This window comes from Pseudomonas sp. HLMP, from assembly GCF_046365545.1.
Classification (GTDB): domain Bacteria; phylum Pseudomonadota; class Gammaproteobacteria; order Pseudomonadales; family Pseudomonadaceae; genus Aquipseudomonas; species Aquipseudomonas guariconensis_B.
This window is the reverse complement of the sequence record NZ_JBDLLR010000001.1, coordinates 3,538,103-3,554,895: the sequence shown is the minus strand read 5'-3', so window position 1 is coordinate 3,554,895 and position 16,793 is coordinate 3,538,103. Positions and strand designations below refer to the sequence as shown.

At 63.2% G+C, this 16,793-nt stretch carries 14 protein-coding genes; 12 read left to right on the top strand and 2 right to left on the bottom strand.

What is annotated here, in order from left to right; all coding sequences use genetic code 11:
- Window position 1: 1 nt before the first annotated feature.
- The 8 genes from ABFA30_RS16475 to ABFA30_RS16440 all read left to right on the top strand — a co-directional run bounded on the left by ABFA30_RS16475 (window position 2) and on the right by ABFA30_RS16440 (window position 11,537).
- Window positions 2–706, top strand: a complete 705-nt coding sequence (locus ABFA30_RS16475) for a succinate dehydrogenase iron-sulfur subunit (RefSeq protein WP_225790382.1) — start codon at window positions 2–4, stop codon at window positions 704–706.
- A gap of 247 nt (window positions 707–953) precedes the next feature.
- Window positions 954–3,785: a 2-oxoglutarate dehydrogenase E1 component gene (locus ABFA30_RS16470; protein WP_253080416.1), complete on the top strand. Its 2,832-nt coding sequence runs from the start codon at window positions 954–956 to the stop codon at window positions 3,783–3,785.
- 42 nt (window positions 3,786–3,827) lie between these two features.
- Window positions 3,828–5,048: a 2-oxoglutarate dehydrogenase complex dihydrolipoyllysine-residue succinyltransferase gene (odhB, locus tag ABFA30_RS16465; protein WP_253167903.1), complete on the top strand. Its 1,221-nt coding sequence runs from the start codon at window positions 3,828–3,830 to the stop codon at window positions 5,046–5,048.
- A 94-nt stretch (window positions 5,049–5,142) separates the two neighbouring features.
- Window positions 5,143–6,579 carry a dihydrolipoyl dehydrogenase gene (gene lpdA, locus ABFA30_RS16460; protein WP_225790385.1) on the top strand — a complete coding sequence of 479 codons (1,437 nt, stop codon included), beginning with the start codon at window positions 5,143–5,145 and terminating at the stop codon, window positions 6,577–6,579.
- 172 nt (window positions 6,580–6,751) lie between these two features.
- The gene (gene sucC, locus ABFA30_RS16455) at window positions 6,752–7,918 is read left to right on the top strand and encodes an ADP-forming succinate--CoA ligase subunit beta (protein WP_225790386.1); all 1,167 of its coding nucleotides are present in this window, start codon (window positions 6,752–6,754) and stop codon (window positions 7,916–7,918) included.
- Window positions 7,918–8,802 carry a succinate--CoA ligase subunit alpha gene (sucD, locus tag ABFA30_RS16450; protein WP_225790387.1) on the top strand — a complete coding sequence of 295 codons (885 nt, stop codon included), beginning with the start codon at window positions 7,918–7,920 and terminating at the stop codon, window positions 8,800–8,802. The genes sucC and sucD overlap by 1 nt, the downstream gene beginning before the upstream one ends.
- A 389-nt stretch (window positions 8,803–9,191) precedes the next feature.
- Window positions 9,192–10,505 (top strand): branched-chain amino acid transport system II carrier protein, encoded by a 1,314-nt coding sequence (gene brnQ, locus ABFA30_RS16445; RefSeq protein ID WP_225790388.1) that lies wholly within the window; start codon window positions 9,192–9,194, stop codon window positions 10,503–10,505.
- Window positions 10,506–10,787: 282 nt separating this feature from the next.
- Entirely contained in the window at window positions 10,788–11,537 is a 750-nt protein-coding gene (locus tag ABFA30_RS16440) for a DUF599 domain-containing protein (protein ID WP_253091003.1), read from the top strand.
- 66 nt (window positions 11,538–11,603) lie between these two features.
- Here the strand turns inward: ABFA30_RS16440 and ABFA30_RS16435 are convergent, their stop codons facing one another.
- Window positions 11,604–11,906: a hypothetical protein gene (locus ABFA30_RS16435; RefSeq protein WP_225790390.1), complete on the bottom strand. Its 303-nt coding sequence runs from the start codon at window positions 11,904–11,906 to the stop codon at window positions 11,604–11,606.
- A gap of 157 nt (window positions 11,907–12,063) precedes the next feature.
- On the opposite strand from ABFA30_RS16435, the gene ABFA30_RS16430 reads away from it, so the two are divergent.
- The 4 genes from ABFA30_RS16430 to ABFA30_RS16415 all read left to right on the top strand — a co-directional run bounded on the left by ABFA30_RS16430 (window position 12,064) and on the right by ABFA30_RS16415 (window position 15,781).
- Entirely contained in the window at window positions 12,064–12,540 is a 477-nt protein-coding gene (locus ABFA30_RS16430; protein WP_225790391.1) for a PaaI family thioesterase, read from the top strand.
- On the top strand, window positions 12,537–12,995 hold the full coding sequence (locus ABFA30_RS16425) for a PaaI family thioesterase (protein WP_225790392.1): 459 nt from the start codon (window positions 12,537–12,539) through the stop codon (window positions 12,993–12,995). The genes ABFA30_RS16430 and ABFA30_RS16425 overlap by 4 nt, the downstream gene beginning before the upstream one ends.
- A 95-nt stretch (window positions 12,996–13,090) precedes the next feature.
- A complete protein-coding gene (gene htpG, locus ABFA30_RS16420) occupies window positions 13,091–14,998 on the top strand; it encodes a molecular chaperone HtpG (RefSeq protein ID WP_225790393.1) in 1,908 nt (635 codons plus the stop codon).
- Window positions 14,999–15,055: 57 nt separating this feature from the next.
- On the top strand, window positions 15,056–15,781 hold the full coding sequence (locus tag ABFA30_RS16415) for a dienelactone hydrolase family protein (RefSeq protein WP_253081563.1): 726 nt from the start codon (window positions 15,056–15,058) through the stop codon (window positions 15,779–15,781).
- 33 nt (window positions 15,782–15,814) lie between these two features.
- Here the strand turns inward: ABFA30_RS16415 and ABFA30_RS16410 are convergent, their stop codons facing one another.
- Complete coding sequence (locus tag ABFA30_RS16410; RefSeq protein WP_410045686.1) at window positions 15,815–16,678, bottom strand: pirin family protein; 864 nt, start codon at window positions 16,676–16,678, stop codon at window positions 15,815–15,817.
- Window positions 16,679–16,793: the final 115 nt, after the last annotated feature.

Genomic DNA, 16,793 nt, shown 5'->3' with positions numbered 1-16,793 from the left:
TATGTTGCAAGTCGAAGTTTATCGTTACAACCCGGACACCGATTCGGCCCCGAAGATGCAGGCCTTCCAGGTCGACACCGGTGGCAAGGACCTGATGGTGCTGGACGTGCTGGCCTTGATCAAGGAGCAGGACGAAGGTTTCTCCTACCGTCGCTCCTGCCGTGAAGGTGTCTGCGGTTCCGATGGCATGAACATCAACGGCAAGAACGGCCTGGCCTGCATCACCCCGCTGTCGTCGGTGGTCAAGGGCAACAAGCTGGTCCTGCGTCCGCTGCCGGGCCTGCCGGTCATTCGTGACCTGGTCGTCGATATGAGCATCTTCTACAAGCAGTACGAGAAGGTGAAGCCGTTCCTGCAGAACGACACGCCGGCCCCGGCCATCGAGCGTCTGCAGTCGCCGGAAGACCGTGACAAGCTGGACGGCCTGTACGAGTGCATCCTGTGCGCTTGCTGCTCGACCTCCTGCCCGTCGTTCTGGTGGAACCCGGACAAGTTCCTCGGTCCCGCCGCGCTGCTGCAGGCCTATCGCTTCCTGGCCGACAGCCGTGACACCAAGACCCAGGAGCGCCTGGCGTCCCTGGATGACCCGTTCAGCGTATTCCGCTGCCGCGGGATCATGAACTGCGTAAACGTTTGCCCGAAAGGTCTGAACCCGACCAAGGCGATCGGTCACGTACGTAACATGCTGCTGCAAAGCGGCACTTGATGTAAGACCGCTGTAACCGTTGCAAGCCGAGGTGCGGGTGGTGAGCCCGCACCGAGGTAAAACCCGAGCAAGGGCCCACAAAGCCCGCGCTCATTACCTATGAAGATATGAGACCAGCAGGGGCTTCCGGGCTGGTACCCGGAAAATCTGCAGGATCCTCGGTGGCGTGGTTCAGTCGCTGTACTCGGACTTTTCCAGGTTTGCTGTGGCTCTTGCCGATCAGTCCCCTAACCGAGGGTGACCAAGCATGCAAGAAAGCGTGATGCAGCGCATGTGGGAAAGCGCCCACCTTTCAGGTGGTAACGCTGCATATGTGGAAGAGCTTTATGAGCTCTACCTGCACGACCCTAACGCTGTGCCAGAAGAGTGGCGCACTTACTTCCAGAAGTTGCCCGCCGACGGCAGCACCGCTACCGATGTATCGCACTCTACAATCCGCGACCATTTCGTACTGCTGGCGAAGAACCAGCGCCGCGCCCAGCCGGTTTCCGCCGGGAGCGTGAGCAGCGAACACGAGAAGAAGCAGGTTGAAGTACTGCGACTGATCCAGGCCTATCGTATGCGCGGTCATCAGGCTGCCAAGCTCGACCCGCTGGGGTTGTGGCAGCGCCCTGCGCCCGTAGACCTGTCGATCAATCACTACGGCTTGACCAATGCCGACCTTGATACGACCTTCCGTGCCGGCGACCTGTACATCGGCAAGGAGGAGGCGAGCCTACGCGAAATCTTCGACGCGTTGCAGAAGACATATTGTCGCACCATCGGCGCCGAGTTCACCCACATCGTCGATTCCGAGCAGCGCAGCTGGTTCCAGCAGCGCCTGGAAAGCGTCCGTGGCCGTCCCGAGTTCTCCGTCGACGCGCAGACCCACCTGCTCGAGCGCGTCACCGCGGCCGAGGGCCTGGAGAAGTACCTGGGCACCAAGTACCCAGGCACCAAGCGCTTCGGCCTGGAAGGTGGCGAGAGCCTGATCCCGATGCTGGACGAAATGATCCAGCGCTCCGGCTCCTACGGCACCAAGGAAGTCGTGATCGGCATGGCCCACCGTGGCCGTCTCAACGTGCTGGTCAACACCTTCGGCAAGAACCCGCGCGAGCTGTTCGACGAGTTCGAAGGCAAGAAGATGAACGAGCTGGGCTCCGGTGACGTGAAGTATCACCAGGGCTTCTCCTCCAACGTGATGACCACCGGCGGCGAAGTCCACCTGGCCATGGCGTTCAACCCTTCCCACCTGGAAATCGTCTCGCCGGTGGTGGAGGGTTCGGTGCGTGCCCGCCAGGACCGTCGCAACGACCGTGTCGGTGACAAGGTCCTGCCGATCTCGATCCACGGCGACGCGGCGTTCGCCGGCCAGGGCGTGGTCATGGAAACCTTCCAGATGTCGCAGACTCGCGGTTTCAAGACCGGCGGTACCGTGCACATCGTGATCAACAACCAGGTCGGTTTCACCATCAGCAACCCGCTGGACTCGCGTTCCACCGAGTACTGCACCGACGTCGCCAAGATGATCCAGGCGCCGATCCTGCACGTGAACGGCGATGACCCGGAAGCGGTGCTGTTCGTCACCCAGCTGGCCATCGACTATCGCATGCAGTTCAAGCGTGACGTGGTCATCGACCTGGTCTGCTACCGCCGTCGCGGCCACAACGAGGCCGACGAGCCGAGCGGCACCCAGCCGCTGATGTACCAGCAGATCGCCAAGCAGCGCACCACCCGCGAGCTGTACGCCGAGTCCCTGATCCAGGCCGGGCGTATCGACGCCGAGCGCGCCCAGGCCAAGATCGACGAGTACCGCAATGCGCTGGACAACGGCCTGCACGTGGTCAAGAGCCTGGTCAAGGAGCCGAACCGCGAGCTGTTCGTCGATTGGCGCCCATACCTGGGCCATGCCTGGACCGCCCGTCACGACACCCGCTTCGACCTCAAGACCCTGCAGGACCTGTCGGCCAAGCTGCTCGACCTGCCGGACGGCTTCGTGGTCCAGCGCCAGGTCTCGAAAATCTACGAAGACCGCCAGAAGATGCAGGCCGGCGGCCTGCCGATCAACTGGGGCTACGCCGAGACCATGGCCTACGCGACCCTGCTGTTCGAAGGCCACCCGGTGCGCATCACCGGCCAGGACGTAGGCCGCGGCACCTTCTCGCACCGCCATGCGGCGTTGCACAACCAGAAGGACGCCAGTACCTACCTGCCGCTGCAGAACCTGTTCGCCGGCCAGCCGAGCTTCGAGCTGTACGACTCCTTCCTGTCGGAAGAAGCGGTACTGGCCTTCGAATACGGCTACTCGACCACCACGCCGAACGCGCTGGTGATCTGGGAAGCCCAGTTCGGTGACTTCGCCAACGGCGCCCAGGTGGTGATCGACCAGTTCATCACCAGCGGCGAGCACAAGTGGGGGCGCCTGTGCGGCCTGACCATGCTGCTGCCGCACGGCTACGAAGGCCAGGGCCCCGAGCACTCCTCGGCACGCCTGGAGCGCTACCTGCAGCTGTGCGCCGAGCACAACATCCAGGTTTGCGTACCGACCACGCCGGCACAGATCTACCACCTGCTGCGTCGCCAGGTCATCCGTCCGCTGCGCAAGCCGCTGATCGTCCTGACGCCGAAGTCGCTGCTGCGCCACAAGCTGGCCATCTCGACCCTGGAAGAACTGGCCGAAGGCTCGTTCCAGACCGTGATCCCGGAAGTCGATGCCCACGACCCGGCCAAGGTCGAGCGCATCGTGCTGTGCAGCGGCAAGGTCTACTACGACCTGCTGGAAAAACGCCGTGCCGAAGGCCGCGAAGACATCGCCATCGTGCGTATCGAGCAGCTGTATCCGTTCCCTGAGGACGACCTGGTCGAGATCCTTGCTCCGTACACCAACCTCAAGCATGCGGTGTGGTGCCAGGAAGAACCGATGAACCAGGGCGCCTGGTACAGCAGCCAGCACCACATGCGCCGTATCCTGACCCGCCACAACAAGGCGCTGGTCCTGGAGTACGCCGGTCGCGAAGCGTCCGCCGCGCCCGCTTGTGGTTACGCATCGATGCACGCCGAGCAGCAGGAAAAACTGCTGCAGGATGCCTTCACTGTCTAATGCCTTCGCGCACCTGAAACCGAATTTAAGGAATCACTGATAATGGCTATCGAGATCAAAGCCCCAACCTTCCCGGAATCGGTCGCCGACGGCACCGTTGCCACCTGGCACAAGAAGCCGGGCGAAGCCGTCAAGCGTGACGAGCTGATCGTCGACATCGAGACCGACAAGGTCGTCCTGGAAGTCCTGGCCACCGCCGACGGCGTGCTGGGTGACATCGTCAAGGGCGAGGGCGACACCGTCCTGTCCGACGAAGTCCTGGGCTCGATCGTTGAAGGCGCCGCCGCCGCTGCCCCGGCTGCTGCACCTGCCGCTGCCGCCGCCGCTCCGGCTGCCGCCGACGCTGGCGAGGACGACCCGGTCGCTGCCCCGGCCGCACGCAAACTGGCTGAAGAAAACGGCATCGACCTGGCTGCCGTTGCCGGCACCGGCAAGGGTGGCCGCGTGACCAAGGAAGACGTGGTCGCCGCCATCGCCAACAAGAAGGCCGCGCCTGCCGCTGCCCCGGCTGCCAAGCCTGCCGCCGCCGCTGCCGCTGCAGTGGTCACCGCTGCTGGTGACCGCACCGAGAAGCGCGTGCCGATGACCCGCCTGCGCGCCAAGATCGCCGAGCGCCTGGTCGAAGCCCAGTCGAACATGGCCATGCTGACCACCTTCAACGAAGTGGACATGACCGAAGTCATGGCCCTGCGTTCGAAGTACAAGGATCTGTTCGAGAAGACCCACAACGGCGTGCGCCTGGGCTTCATGTCGTTCTTCGTCAAGGCTGCCACCGAAGCGCTGAAGCGCTTCCCGGCGGTCAACGCCTCGATCGACGGCAACGACATCGTCTACCATGGCTACGCCGACGTCGGTGTCGCGGTTTCCAGCGACCGTGGCCTGGTGGTGCCGGTCCTGCGCAACGCCGAGTCGATGAGCCTGGCCGAGATCGAGAACGGCATCGCCACCTTCGGCAAGAAGGCCCGTGAAGGCAAGCTGGCCATCGAAGAGATGACTGGCGGTACCTTCACCATCACCAACGGTGGTACCTTCGGTTCGATGATGTCGACCCCGATCGTCAACCCGCCGCAGGCAGCGATCCTGGGCATGCACAACATCATCCAGCGTCCGATGGCGATCAATGGCCAGGTGGTCATTCGCCCGATGATGTACCTGGCGCTGTCCTACGACCACCGCCTGATCGACGGTAAGGAAGCCGTGACCTTCCTGGTGACCATCAAGAACCTGCTGGAAGATCCAGCGCGTCTGCTGCTGGACATCTAATCACGCAGCTACGAGCTGCAAGCGACCCGCTTCCTGGGAAGCGGCTCGTCTTGCAGCTCGCGGCTTGTAGCTTGAAGCTGATAAGGAATCTTTTATGACCCAGAAATTCGACGTGGTGGTGATTGGTGCTGGTCCTGGCGGCTACGTTGCCGCGATCAAGGCTGCTCAGCTCGGCCTTTCGACCGCCTGCATCGAGAAATACACCGACGCCGAGGGCAAGCTGGCCCTGGGCGGTACCTGCCTGAACGTGGGTTGCATTCCTTCCAAGGCCCTGCTGGACAGCTCCTGGAAGTACAAGGAAGCCAAAGAGAGCTTCAACGTCCACGGTATCTCCACTGGCGAAGTGAAAATGGACGTCGCCGCGATGGTCGGTCGCAAGGCCGGCATCGTCAAGAACCTGACCGGTGGCGTCGCCACCCTGTTCAAGGCCAATGGCGTGACCTCGATCCAAGGGCACGGCAAGCTGCTGGCTGGCAAGAAGGTCGAAGTCACCAAGCCTGACGGTTCGGTCGAAGTCATCGAGGCCGAGAACGTGATCCTGGCCTCCGGTTCGCGTCCGATCGACATTCCGCCGGCTCCGGTCGACCAGAAAGTCATCGTCGACTCCACCGGCGCCCTGGAATTCCAGGCCGTGCCGAAGCGCCTGGGCGTGATCGGCGCTGGCGTCATCGGCCTGGAGCTGGGTTCGGTATGGGCCCGCCTGGGTGCCGAAGTCACCGTCCTGGAAGCCCTGGACACCTTCCTGATGGCCGCCGACACCGCGGTTTCCAAGGAAGCGCTGAAGACCCTGACCAAGCAGGGCCTGGACATCAAGCTGGGCGCCCGCGTGACCGGCTCGAAGGTCAACGGCGACGAAGTCGAAGTCACCTACACCGACGCCAACGGCGAACAGAAGATCGTCTTCGACAAGCTGATCGTCGCGGTCGGCCGCCGCCCGGTGACCACCGACCTGCTGGCCGCCGACAGCGGCGTGACCATCGACGAGCGTGGCTACATCTACGTCGATGACTACTGCGCCACCAGCGTGCCGGGCGTCTACGCCATCGGCGACGTGGTACGTGGCCTGATGCTGGCGCACAAGGCCTCGGAAGAGGGCATCATGGTGGTCGAGCGCATCAAGGGCCACAAGGCACAGATGAACTACGACCTGATCCCGTCGGTCATCTACACCCACCCGGAAATCGCTTGGGTCGGCAAGACCGAACAGGCCTTGAAGGCCGAGGGCGTTGAGGTTAACGTGGGCACCTTCCCGTTCGCGGCCAGCGGCCGTGCGATGGCGGCCAACGATACCGGTGGTTTCGTCAAGGTCATCGCCGATGCCAAGACCGACCGCGTCCTGGGCGTTCACGTGATCGGCCCATCCGCTGCCGAGCTGGTCCAGCAGGGTGCGATCGCGATGGAATTCGGCACCAGCGCCGAAGACCTGGGCATGATGGTCTTCAGCCATCCGACCCTGTCCGAAGCGCTGCACGAAGCCGCGCTGGCAGTGAATGGCGGTGCCATTCACGTGGCCAACCGTAAGAAGCGTTAATTATAAGAAACCACGGCGGGCTGCCCGTCGTGGGTCTTGCGTGCAAGACTCACCGCGGAACGTCCGCCGGACCGGGCCCTCGGGACAACCCGCGGGTCAACGGTCACAGGTGGCGCGGCACCGGTAACGGTGCAGCGCCGAAGCGCAGTACCTAACGAAGACGGTAAAAAGCATGAATCTTCACGAGTATCAGGGTAAGCAGCTGTTCGCTGAATACGGCCTGCCAGTTTCCAAGGGTTTCGCTGTCGATACCCCTGAAGCTGCCGCAGAAGCCTGCGAAAAGATCGGCGGTTCCGAGTGGGTCGTAAAGGCCCAGGTCCACGCCGGCGGTCGCGGCAAGGCGGGCGGCGTCAAGCTGGTCAAGAGCAAGGAGGACGCCAAGGCGTTCGCCGCGCAGTGGCTGGGCAAGCGCCTGGTGACCTACCAGACCGACGCCAACGGCCAGCCAGTCAGCAAGATCCTGGTCGAATCCTGCACTGACATCGCCAAGGAACTCTACCTGGGCGCGGTCGTCGATCGTTCCAGCCGCCGCATCGTGTTCATGGCCTCCACCGAAGGTGGCGTGGACATCGAGAAGGTCGCGCACGACACTCCCGAGAAGATTCTCAAGGCCACCATCGACCCGCTGGTCGGCGCCCAGCCGTTCCAGGGCCGTGAGCTGGCGTTCAAGCTGGGCCTGGAAGGCAAGCAAGTCGCCCAGTTCGTCAAGATCTTCACCGGCCTGGCCAAGCTGTTCCAGGACTACGACCTGGCCCTGCTGGAAGTCAACCCGCTGGTCATCAAGGCCGACGGCGACCTGCACTGCCTGGACGCCAAGATCAACATCGACGGCAACGCGATCTATCGCCAGCCGAAGCTCAAGGCCATGCACGACCCGTCCCAGGACGACCCGCGTGAAGCCCACGCCGCCAGCTTCGAGCTGAACTACGTGGCCCTGGAAGGCAACATCGGCTGCATGGTCAACGGCGCAGGCCTGGCCATGGGTACCATGGACATCGTCAACCTGCACGGCGGCAAGCCGGCCAACTTCCTCGACGTTGGCGGTGGCGCTACCAAGGAACGCGTGACCGAAGCGTTCAAGATCATCCTGTCCGACAGCAATGTCGCGGCCGTGCTGGTCAACATCTTCGGTGGCATCGTTCGCTGCGACATGATCGCCGAAGGCATCATCGGTGCAGTGAAGGAAGTCGGCGTCAAGGTGCCGGTCGTGGTTCGCCTCGAAGGCAACAACGCCGAACTGGGCGCTAAAGTTCTGGCAGAAAGCGGTTTGAACATCATTGCGGCTACCAGCCTGACCGACGCTGCTCAACAAGTTGTCAAAGCTGCGGAGGGCAAGTAATGAGCGTCCTGATCAATAAAGACACCAAAGTCATCTGCCAGGGCTTCACCGGCTCGCAGGGCACTTTCCACTCCGAACAGGCCATCGCCTACGGCACCAAGATGGTTGGCGGCGTCACCCCGGGCAAGGGTGGCACCACCCACCTGGGCCTGCCGGTGTTCAACACCGTCAAGGAAGCCGTTGAGACCACCGGCGCCGAAGCCTCGGTGATCTACGTTCCGGCTCCTTTCTGCAAGGACTCGATCCTGGAAGCGGCCAACGCCGGCATCAAGCTGATCGTCTGCATCACCGAGGGTATTCCTACCCTCGACATGCTGGACGCCAAGGTCAAGTGCGACGAGCTGGGCGTACGCCTGATCGGCCCGAACTGCCCAGGCGTCATCACGCCGGGCGAGTGCAAGATCGGCATCATGCCGGGCCACATCCACCAGCCAGGCAAGGTCGGTATCGTTTCCCGTTCCGGCACCCTGACCTATGAAGCGGTCAAGCAGACCACCGACGCCGGCTTCGGCCAGTCGACCTGCGTTGGTATCGGTGGCGACCCGATCCCGGGCTCCAACTTCATCGATATCCTCAAGCTGTTCCAGGAAGACCCGCAGACCGAAGCGATCGTCATGATCGGTGAGATCGGTGGTTCCGCCGAGGAAGAGGCCGCGGCCTACATCAAGGCCAACGTCACCAAGCCTGTCGTTTCCTACATCGCCGGTGTTACCGCGCCTGCAGGCAAGCGCATGGGCCACGCTGGCGCCATCATCTCCGGTGGCAAGGGCACCGCGGACGAGAAGTTCGCCGCCCTGCAGGACGCCGGTGTGAAGACCGTGCGTTCCCTGGCTGACATCGGCAAGGCCCTGGCCGAGCTGACCGGTTGGGAAATCAAGAAGTAATACGCTTTACCCCCCACGCAACACAAAGGCCACCTTCGGGTGGCCTTTGTGTTTCTTGCGAGCAGGGATTCAACGCCCCCTGCGTCATGCACGATGAATTCGATCGGTTTGATAGGAATTTTCAGACAGACATCTCATCAGGTGCCTGAGAGAATTCTCGCAGCTCAGAGTCACCCAGACGACAAGAACATACGCACATCGGACAAGCACGACTGTACCAGTGCGTTTGCTGGGTAAAACGGTTACCCTACGCGCTCACTCTGTGCCCGTACCCCAAAAGGGAACGACACGCTAAACGGGTCTGGCTCATCAAGCCGGGCAGCATTTCCCCCGACCCATGGGGAAATCCCCTCACGAATCCCGATTTCAGCAGTGTGGTACTTCCTTAAATGAAAGTGTTGAAAGGCCAGGACATCCTGGCGCTTGGCTTTATGACGTTCGCGCTGTTCGTCGGCGCTGGCAATATCATCTTCCCGCCCATCGTCGGTCTGCAAGCCGGTCCGCACGTGTGGATGGCGGCACTGGGCTTTTTGGTCACGGCCGTTGGCCTGCCGGTCATCACCGTGGTCGCCCTGGCCAAGGTCGGTGGCGGCATGGACGCCCTGAGCAGCCCGATCGGCAAGTTCTTCGGCGGCCTGCTGGCTGCCGTGTGCTACCTGTCGGTCGGCCCGCTGTTCGCCACCCCACGCACCGCCACCGTGTCCTTCGAGGTGGGCGTGGCGCCGCTGACCGGTGAAAGCCCGCTGGCGTTGTTCATCTACAGCCTGGTGTATTTCCTGGTGGTGCTGGCGGTGTCCATGTACCCGGGCAAGCTGCTCGACACCGTCGGCCGCTTCCTCGCGCCGCTGAAGATCATCGCCCTGGCCGTGCTGGGCATCGCTGCCTTCGCGTTGCCGGCCGGGACCATCGGCGAGGCGCAACCGGCCTACGTGGCCTCACCGTTCTCCCAGGGCTTCATCAACGGCTACCTGACCATGGACACCCTGGGTGCGCTGGTCTTCGGCATCGTCATCGTCAACGCCATCCGTTCCCGGGGCGTCGAGTCGCCGAAGCTGATCACCCGCTACGCCATCATCGCGGGCCTGATCGCCGGTGTGGGCCTGGCCCTGGTGTACATCAGCCTGTTCCGCCTGGGTGCCGGCAGCCATGACATCGCCATGGGCGCCACCAACGGCGCGGCGGTTCTGCATGCCTACGTGCAGCACACCTTCGGCTCGCTGGGCAGCGGCTTCCTGGCCGTGCTGATCGCCCTGGCCTGCCTGGTCACCGCGGTCGGCCTGACCTGCGCTTGCGCGGAGTACTTCAGCCAGATCCTGCCGCTGTCGTACCGTGCGCTGGTGGTGATTCTCGCTGGTTTCTCGCTGCTGATCTCCAACCTGGGCCTGACCAAGCTGATCCTGTTCTCGATCCCGGTGCTGACCGCCATCTACCCGCCCTGCATCGTGGTGGTGGGCCTGAGCTTCTGCAAGGAGCTGTGGAACTCGCCGGTGCGCATCCTGGCGCCGGTGATGCTGGTATCCCTGCTGTTCGGCATGGTCGATGCGATCAAGGGCAGCAGCCTGGCGCACCTCCTGCCGGATGCCATGGCGCACCTGCCGCTGAGCGAGCAGGGCCTGGCCTGGTTGGTGCCGTCGGTGATCACCCTGGCCGCTGCCGTGGCCTGCGACCGTATGCTCGGCAAGCCGCGCGAGGCGCTGGCGTGATGCGTTGACACCGTCAGGTGGGCGCCGGCCACAAGCCGAAGGGCGCCCGTCGATGGTCGAGACCGAAACCCCGTGTCCGCAAGGGCACGGGGTTTTTTCATCGCAGGTCCCAATACCGGTCGGTTAGCAACATTGGCGCGCGGAGCGGCCCCGGTAGGGTGCCTGACAGTCTTAACCCCATCTCCTCCTGGATTTTTTACGACCAAGGCGTGCCTTTTCCGTCGACCGAGCGTCGAAAGCCGGTCTATATCATTCTGTGCACCGGAACGATCAGGAGCCTGCATGAGCTTCATACAAAGCAATCTGAGCAACCTGCTGGCGGTTTGCTGGTTCGCCCTTTGCTGGGGCGGCTACACCCGCTATGCCATCTGGAAAGGCCGTGACACCGCCTGCCTGGCCAGTGTGCTGCACCTCTACCGGGAAGACTGGATGCGCCGCATGCTGCTGCGCGACAACCGCATCGCCGACGCCAGCGTGATCGGCAACCTGGAGCGCAATGCCTCGTTCTTCGCCTCCAGTACGCTGATCATCCTGGCCGGCATCCTCACCGTGCTGGGCGCCTCGGACCGGGCGTTGTCGCTGCTGGCGGACCTGCCGCTGGTACAGCAGGCCTCCCAGGGGATGTCGGAAATCAAGCTGCTGTGCCTGGCGATGGTGTTCGTCTATGCCTTCTTCACTTTCAGTTGGTGCATGCGCCAGTACAACTTCGCCGCCGTGCTGGTCGGCTCGGCGCCCATGGTCGGTGAGCGCCAGGTCAACGAACTGGAGCGCAAGGCATTCGCATCGCGGGCGGCCCGGGTATTGTCGCTGGCAGCCAACCAGTTCAACTTCGGCCTGCGTTCGTATTATTTCGGCATGGCCATGTTGAGCTGGTTCATCAGCCCATGGCTGTTCATGGCCATGAGCGTTGGTGTGGTATTTATCCTCTATCGCCGGGAATTCCACTCCGATGTACTGGACGTCATGGTCTTCACGCCGACGGAACATGTACCGCAGGACGCGGGCAAGGAAAGTACCGGTAGCATTAACTGAAGCGTTTCATCTAAAGCGCCAGGCACAAAAAAACCCGACAATGTCGGGTTTTTTTGTATGTGCCGCTTACTGCTTGGCTGGCTCGGTCGGCGCGGTGTCCGGAGCAGGGGTGGCAGGTGCGGTTTCCGGAGCCGGCGTAGCCGGGGCGGCTTCCTCGGCGGCCTTCTGCTGCGCTTCGGCCTGATCTTTGGCGGCTTCGGCGTTTTCCTTGGCGGCCTCGTTCATCTTATCCTGAGCTTCGCCCATCTTCTCCTGGGCTTGCTCGGCGTGTTGCTGTGCGTCCTGGGCTTTGTCCTCGCTCGCTTTGTCGCAAGCGGCCAGACCCATGGCAGCGGCCAGCATCAGAGCAAAAGCAAAAGGTTTACGCATGGGGGTGTCTCTCCTTGGTGGAATAACTGACTTGTTCCTTCGAGTTCAAGTAAGCGGAATAAGTTCCGCAAACATGTCAGATATATAACACGCGGATCTATATGGACTTTTCACCGTTTTCATGCCGCTGTGAAATCGATCACGGAAATAGCCGCAGATGACCGATACGACCTTGATGGCCATGGCCGAACGTTTCTTGTCGGCCTTGAAACATTGCCAGCTGTTGCAGATGCGTGTGCATCATGCCGATGCCGACGGCATGACCCTGGTTCTGCCCTGGTCGCCGGCGATCGTCGGCAACCCGCAGACTGGCGCCGTCCATGGCGGCGCCCTGACCACGCTGATGGACACCACCTGCGGCATGGCGACCTTGTGCGCGCTGCCGCGCTTCGAAGTCTGCCCGACCCTCGACCTGCGCATCGACTACATGCATCCGGCCCAGGCGGGCAAGGACATCTTCGGCCATGCCCAATGCTACCGGGTGACCCGCGACGTGATCTTCACCCGTGGCACGGCCTACCAGGACGACTCCGCGCAGCCGATCTGCCAGGTGGTCGGCACCTTCATGCGCTTGGGCTCGCAGGTCAAGGGCGGAATCCATTTCGGCAACAGCCTCAAGGAGAGCAGGGCATGATTCCACGGGATGTCCGCGAACGTCTCAACCAGGCCCATGCCGTCGGTGACTACCGGCCCTTGCTGGCGTTGATCCCCTATGCCGGGCTGATCGGCATCGAATGCGAGCGCCAGGGCGACGACCTGCTGTTCCGCCTGCCTGCCAGCCAGGACAACATCGGCAACCCATTGCTGCCAGCGATCCATGGCGGCGTGATCGCAGGCTTCATGGAGCTGTCGGCGGCGCTGTACCTGCTGATCTACAGCGAAAGCGCCAGTATCCCGAAGATCATCGACTTCTCCATCGATTACCTGCGGGCCGGGCACTACCGCGACACTTTCGCCCAGTGCCAGCTGTGGCGCCAGGGCCGCCGGGTGACCAACGTCGCCATCACCGCCTGGCAGGGCGATCGCGACTCGCCGATCGCCACTGCCCGGGCCCATTTCAAGATCGAACCGGAAAAGCCCTTGAAATAGCCAAGCGAGCCCCCATCTGCAGGACATCCGCCATTCAACGCAGGCCACCGCGGCCGCCAGGCGACAACTGCAATCAGATCGGAGTTTTGAAGACCATGAGTGTGGAGACTCAAAAAGAAACCCTGGGCTTCCAGACCGAGGTGAAGCAACTGCTGCACCTCATGATCCATTCGCTGTACTCGAACAAGGAGATCTTCCTGCGCGAACTGATCTCCAACGCCTCCGACGCCGCCGACAAGCTGCGTTTCGAGGCCCTGGCCAAGCCTGAACTGCTCGAGGGCGATGCCGATCTGAAGATCCGCGTGAGCTTCGACAAGGATGCCGGCACCGTGACCCTCGAGGACAACGGTATCGGCATGAGCCGCGAGGACGTCATCACCCACCTGGGCACCATCGCCAAGTCCGGCACCGCCGACTTCATGAAGAGCCTGACCGGTGACCAGAAGAAGGACTCGCACCTGATCGGCCAGTTCGGCGTCGGCTTCTATTCGGCGTTCATCGTCGCCGACAAGGTCGACGTCTTCAGCCGTCGCGCCGGCTTGCCAGCCGCCGAGGGTGTGCACTGGTCGTCCAAGGGCGAGGGCGAGTTCGAAGTCGCCACCGTCGACAAGCCCCAGCGCGGCACCCGTATCGTCCTGCACCTGAAGAAGGGCGAGGAAGAGTTCGCCGACGGCTGGCGCCTGCGCAACATCGTCAAGAAATACTCCGACCACATCGCCCTGCCGATCGAGCTGCCCAAGCAGCAGCCTGCGGCCGCCGAGGGCGAGGAGCAGCCGGCCCAGGAATGGGAAACCGTCAACCGCGCCAGCGCCCTGTGGACCCGTCCGCGCACCGAGGTCAAGGACGAGGAGTACCAGGAGTTCTACAAGCACATCGCCCACGACTTCGAGAACCCGCTGGCCTGGAGCCACAACAAGGTCGAAGGCAAGCTGGAATACAACTCGCTGCTGTACGTGCCGGCCCGTGCGCCGTTCGACCTGTACCAGCGCGAAGCGCCACGCGGCCTGAAACTGTACGTGCAGCGCGTGTTCATCATGGACCAGGCCGAGTCGTTCCTGCCGCTGTACCTGCGTTTCATCAAGGGTGTGGTCGACTCCAACGACCTGTCGCTGAACGTCTCCCGCGAGATCCTGCAGAAGGACCCGATCATCGATTCGATGAAGACGGCCCTGACCAAGCGCGTGCTGGACATGCTGGAGAAGCTGGCGAAGAACGAGCCCGAGCAGTACAAGGGCTTCTGGAAGAACTTCGGTCAGGTGATGAAAGAGGGCCCGGCCGAGGACTTCGCCAACAAGGAGAAGATCGCCGGCCTGCTGCGCTTTGCCTCCACTCATGACGACAGTGGCGAGCAGAGCGTCGCCCTGGCCGACTACCTGGCCCGCGCCAAGGAAGGCCAGGACAAGATCTACTACCTGACCGGCGAAACCTACGCGCAGGTCAAGAACAGCCCGCACCTGGAAGTCTTCCGCAAGAAGGGCATCGAGGTCCTGCTGCTGACCGACCGCATCGACGAGTGGCTGATGAGCTACCTCAACGAGTTCGACGGCAAGGGCTTCGTCGATGTCGCCCGCGGCGACCTGGACCTGGGCCAGTTGGATTCCGAAGAAGACAAGAAAGCCCAGGAAGAGATTGCCAAGGAGAAGGAAGGCCTGGTCGAGCGCCTGAAGACCGCGCTGGGCGACAGCGTCGCCGAGGTGCGGGTCTCTCACCGCCTGACCGACTCGCCGGCGATCCTGGCCATCGGCGAACAGGACCTGGGCCTGCAGATGCGCCAGATCCTCGAAGCCAGCGGGCAGAAGGTACCGGAAGCCAAGCCGATCTTCGAGTTCAACCCGGGCCACCCGCTGATCGAGAAGCTGGACAACGAGCAGAGCGAGGATCGCTTCGCCGAGCTGTCGCACATCCTGTTCGACCAGGCGGCCCTGGCGGCCGGTGACAGCCTGAAGGATCCGGCGGCCTACGTTCGTCGCCTGAACAAGCTGCTGGTCGAGCTGTCTGCTTGAGTTGATGCAAGGAAAGCCCGCTTCGGCGGGCTTTTTTCATGGTGCAAGGAGGGTTTGATGAGCAAGGTAATCGTCGAGTCGCTGGTCTATCACCTGTCGGGCAAGGCTTATGAGAGCCGCCTGGTCTACACGCCGGGCGCGTTGCCCCAGCCGGGCCTGGTGATGGCGCCGAACTGGATGGGGATTGGCGAGGGTGCCGAGCGGATCGCCAAGGAAGTGGCCGAGAAAGGCTATGTGGTGCTGATCGCCGACCTGTATGGGCAATCGGTGCGGCCATCCAACGCCGATGAGGCGGGGGCGGCGATGATGCCGCTGAAGAACGATCGCGGCGAGCTGCGCAAGCGCATGGAAGAAGCCCTGGCGCAATTGCTGGGGCAATCGAAGGCGCTGCTGGAGCCGGGCAAGGTGGCGGCTTTCGGTTTCTGCTTCGGTGGCTGTTGCGCCCTGGAACTGGCCCGTGCCGGGGCCGACCTCAAGGCCACGGTCTCCTTCCACGGCACCCTGGACACGCCGAACCCGGCCGATGCCAAGCGTATCCAGGGTTCGGTGCTGGTGCTGCACGGGGCGTCCGACCCATTGGTGGCCAAGGAGCAGTTGCCGGCCTTCGAGGATGAGATGAGCGCCGCCAAGGTCGACTGGCAACTGGTCAGCTATGGTGGGGCGGTGCATTCGTTCACCGATCCTGGGGCGAACGTGCCGGGCAAGATGCAGTATGACCGGCGTACCTCGGAGCGGGCCTTCCGTGCCATGCACAACCTGCTGGCGGAGGTCTTCCAGGGCTGAGGTGCCAGGGTGGGGCCGCGCAGCGGCCCCTCGTCACCGAGGCAATTCGATCCGCGAAGTCTCCCCCGGCACCCTGGGCCAGTCACCCGCCGCCCAGCGCGCACGGGCCTGTTCGATCAGCTCCGGGTCGCTGGCTACGAAGTTCCAGTTCATCCGCCGTGGCCCATCCAGTGGCGCGCCGCCGATCAGCACCAGCTGGCATTCGCTTTCCGCGTACAGCGTCACCTCTTCGCCCTCCGGCAGCACGACCAGGCTGCACGGGTCGACCTCATCCTCTCCGAGCAGCAGTTCACCATCGAGCAGGTACAGGGCACGCTGCGCATGCTCCGTCGGCACGTTCAGGGTCGTGGCCGGCTGCATCCGCACATGGGCGTAGAGGGTAGGGGAGAGCACCGGTACTGGGGATCGCAGGCAGAAACCTTCGCCGGCGATCATGCAGATGCGCACACCGAGGCTGTCGCTGACCGGCAGGCTGTCCGCTGGGTGGTGGCTGTAGCTGGCCGGTCCCTGCTCGGCCTCGCGTGGCGATGCCAGCCAGACCTGCAGGCCATGCAGGCGCGACCCTGCGGCCACGCTGTCCACGGGAGTGCGTTCGACATGGGCGACACCGCGGCCGGCGGTCATCCAGCTGACCTCGCCGGGCAGCACGCGCTGCTCGGAGCCCAGGCTGTCCTTGTGCAGGATCTCGCCCTCGAACAGGTAGGTCAGGGTCGACAGGCCGATGTGCGGGTGCTGGCGGATGTCCATGCCGCTGCCCGGTGCGTAGTCGGTCTCCAGCATGTGGTCGAAGAACACGAAGGGGCCGACGCTGCGGCATTGGGCCGAAGGCAGCGGACGCAGGATGGGCTGGCCCTCGACCGATTCGGCGCGTGGGTGGATGACCAGTGGGCTGCTCATGACAGGGCTCCAGGCAAGGCGGTGGATGCCCCAAGCATAGCGGGTTGGCGGCCGTCGCTGAACCGTCCGCTGTGCTTGCCGGTCTACTCTGTTCGTACTTGGAGAAGGAAGCTGC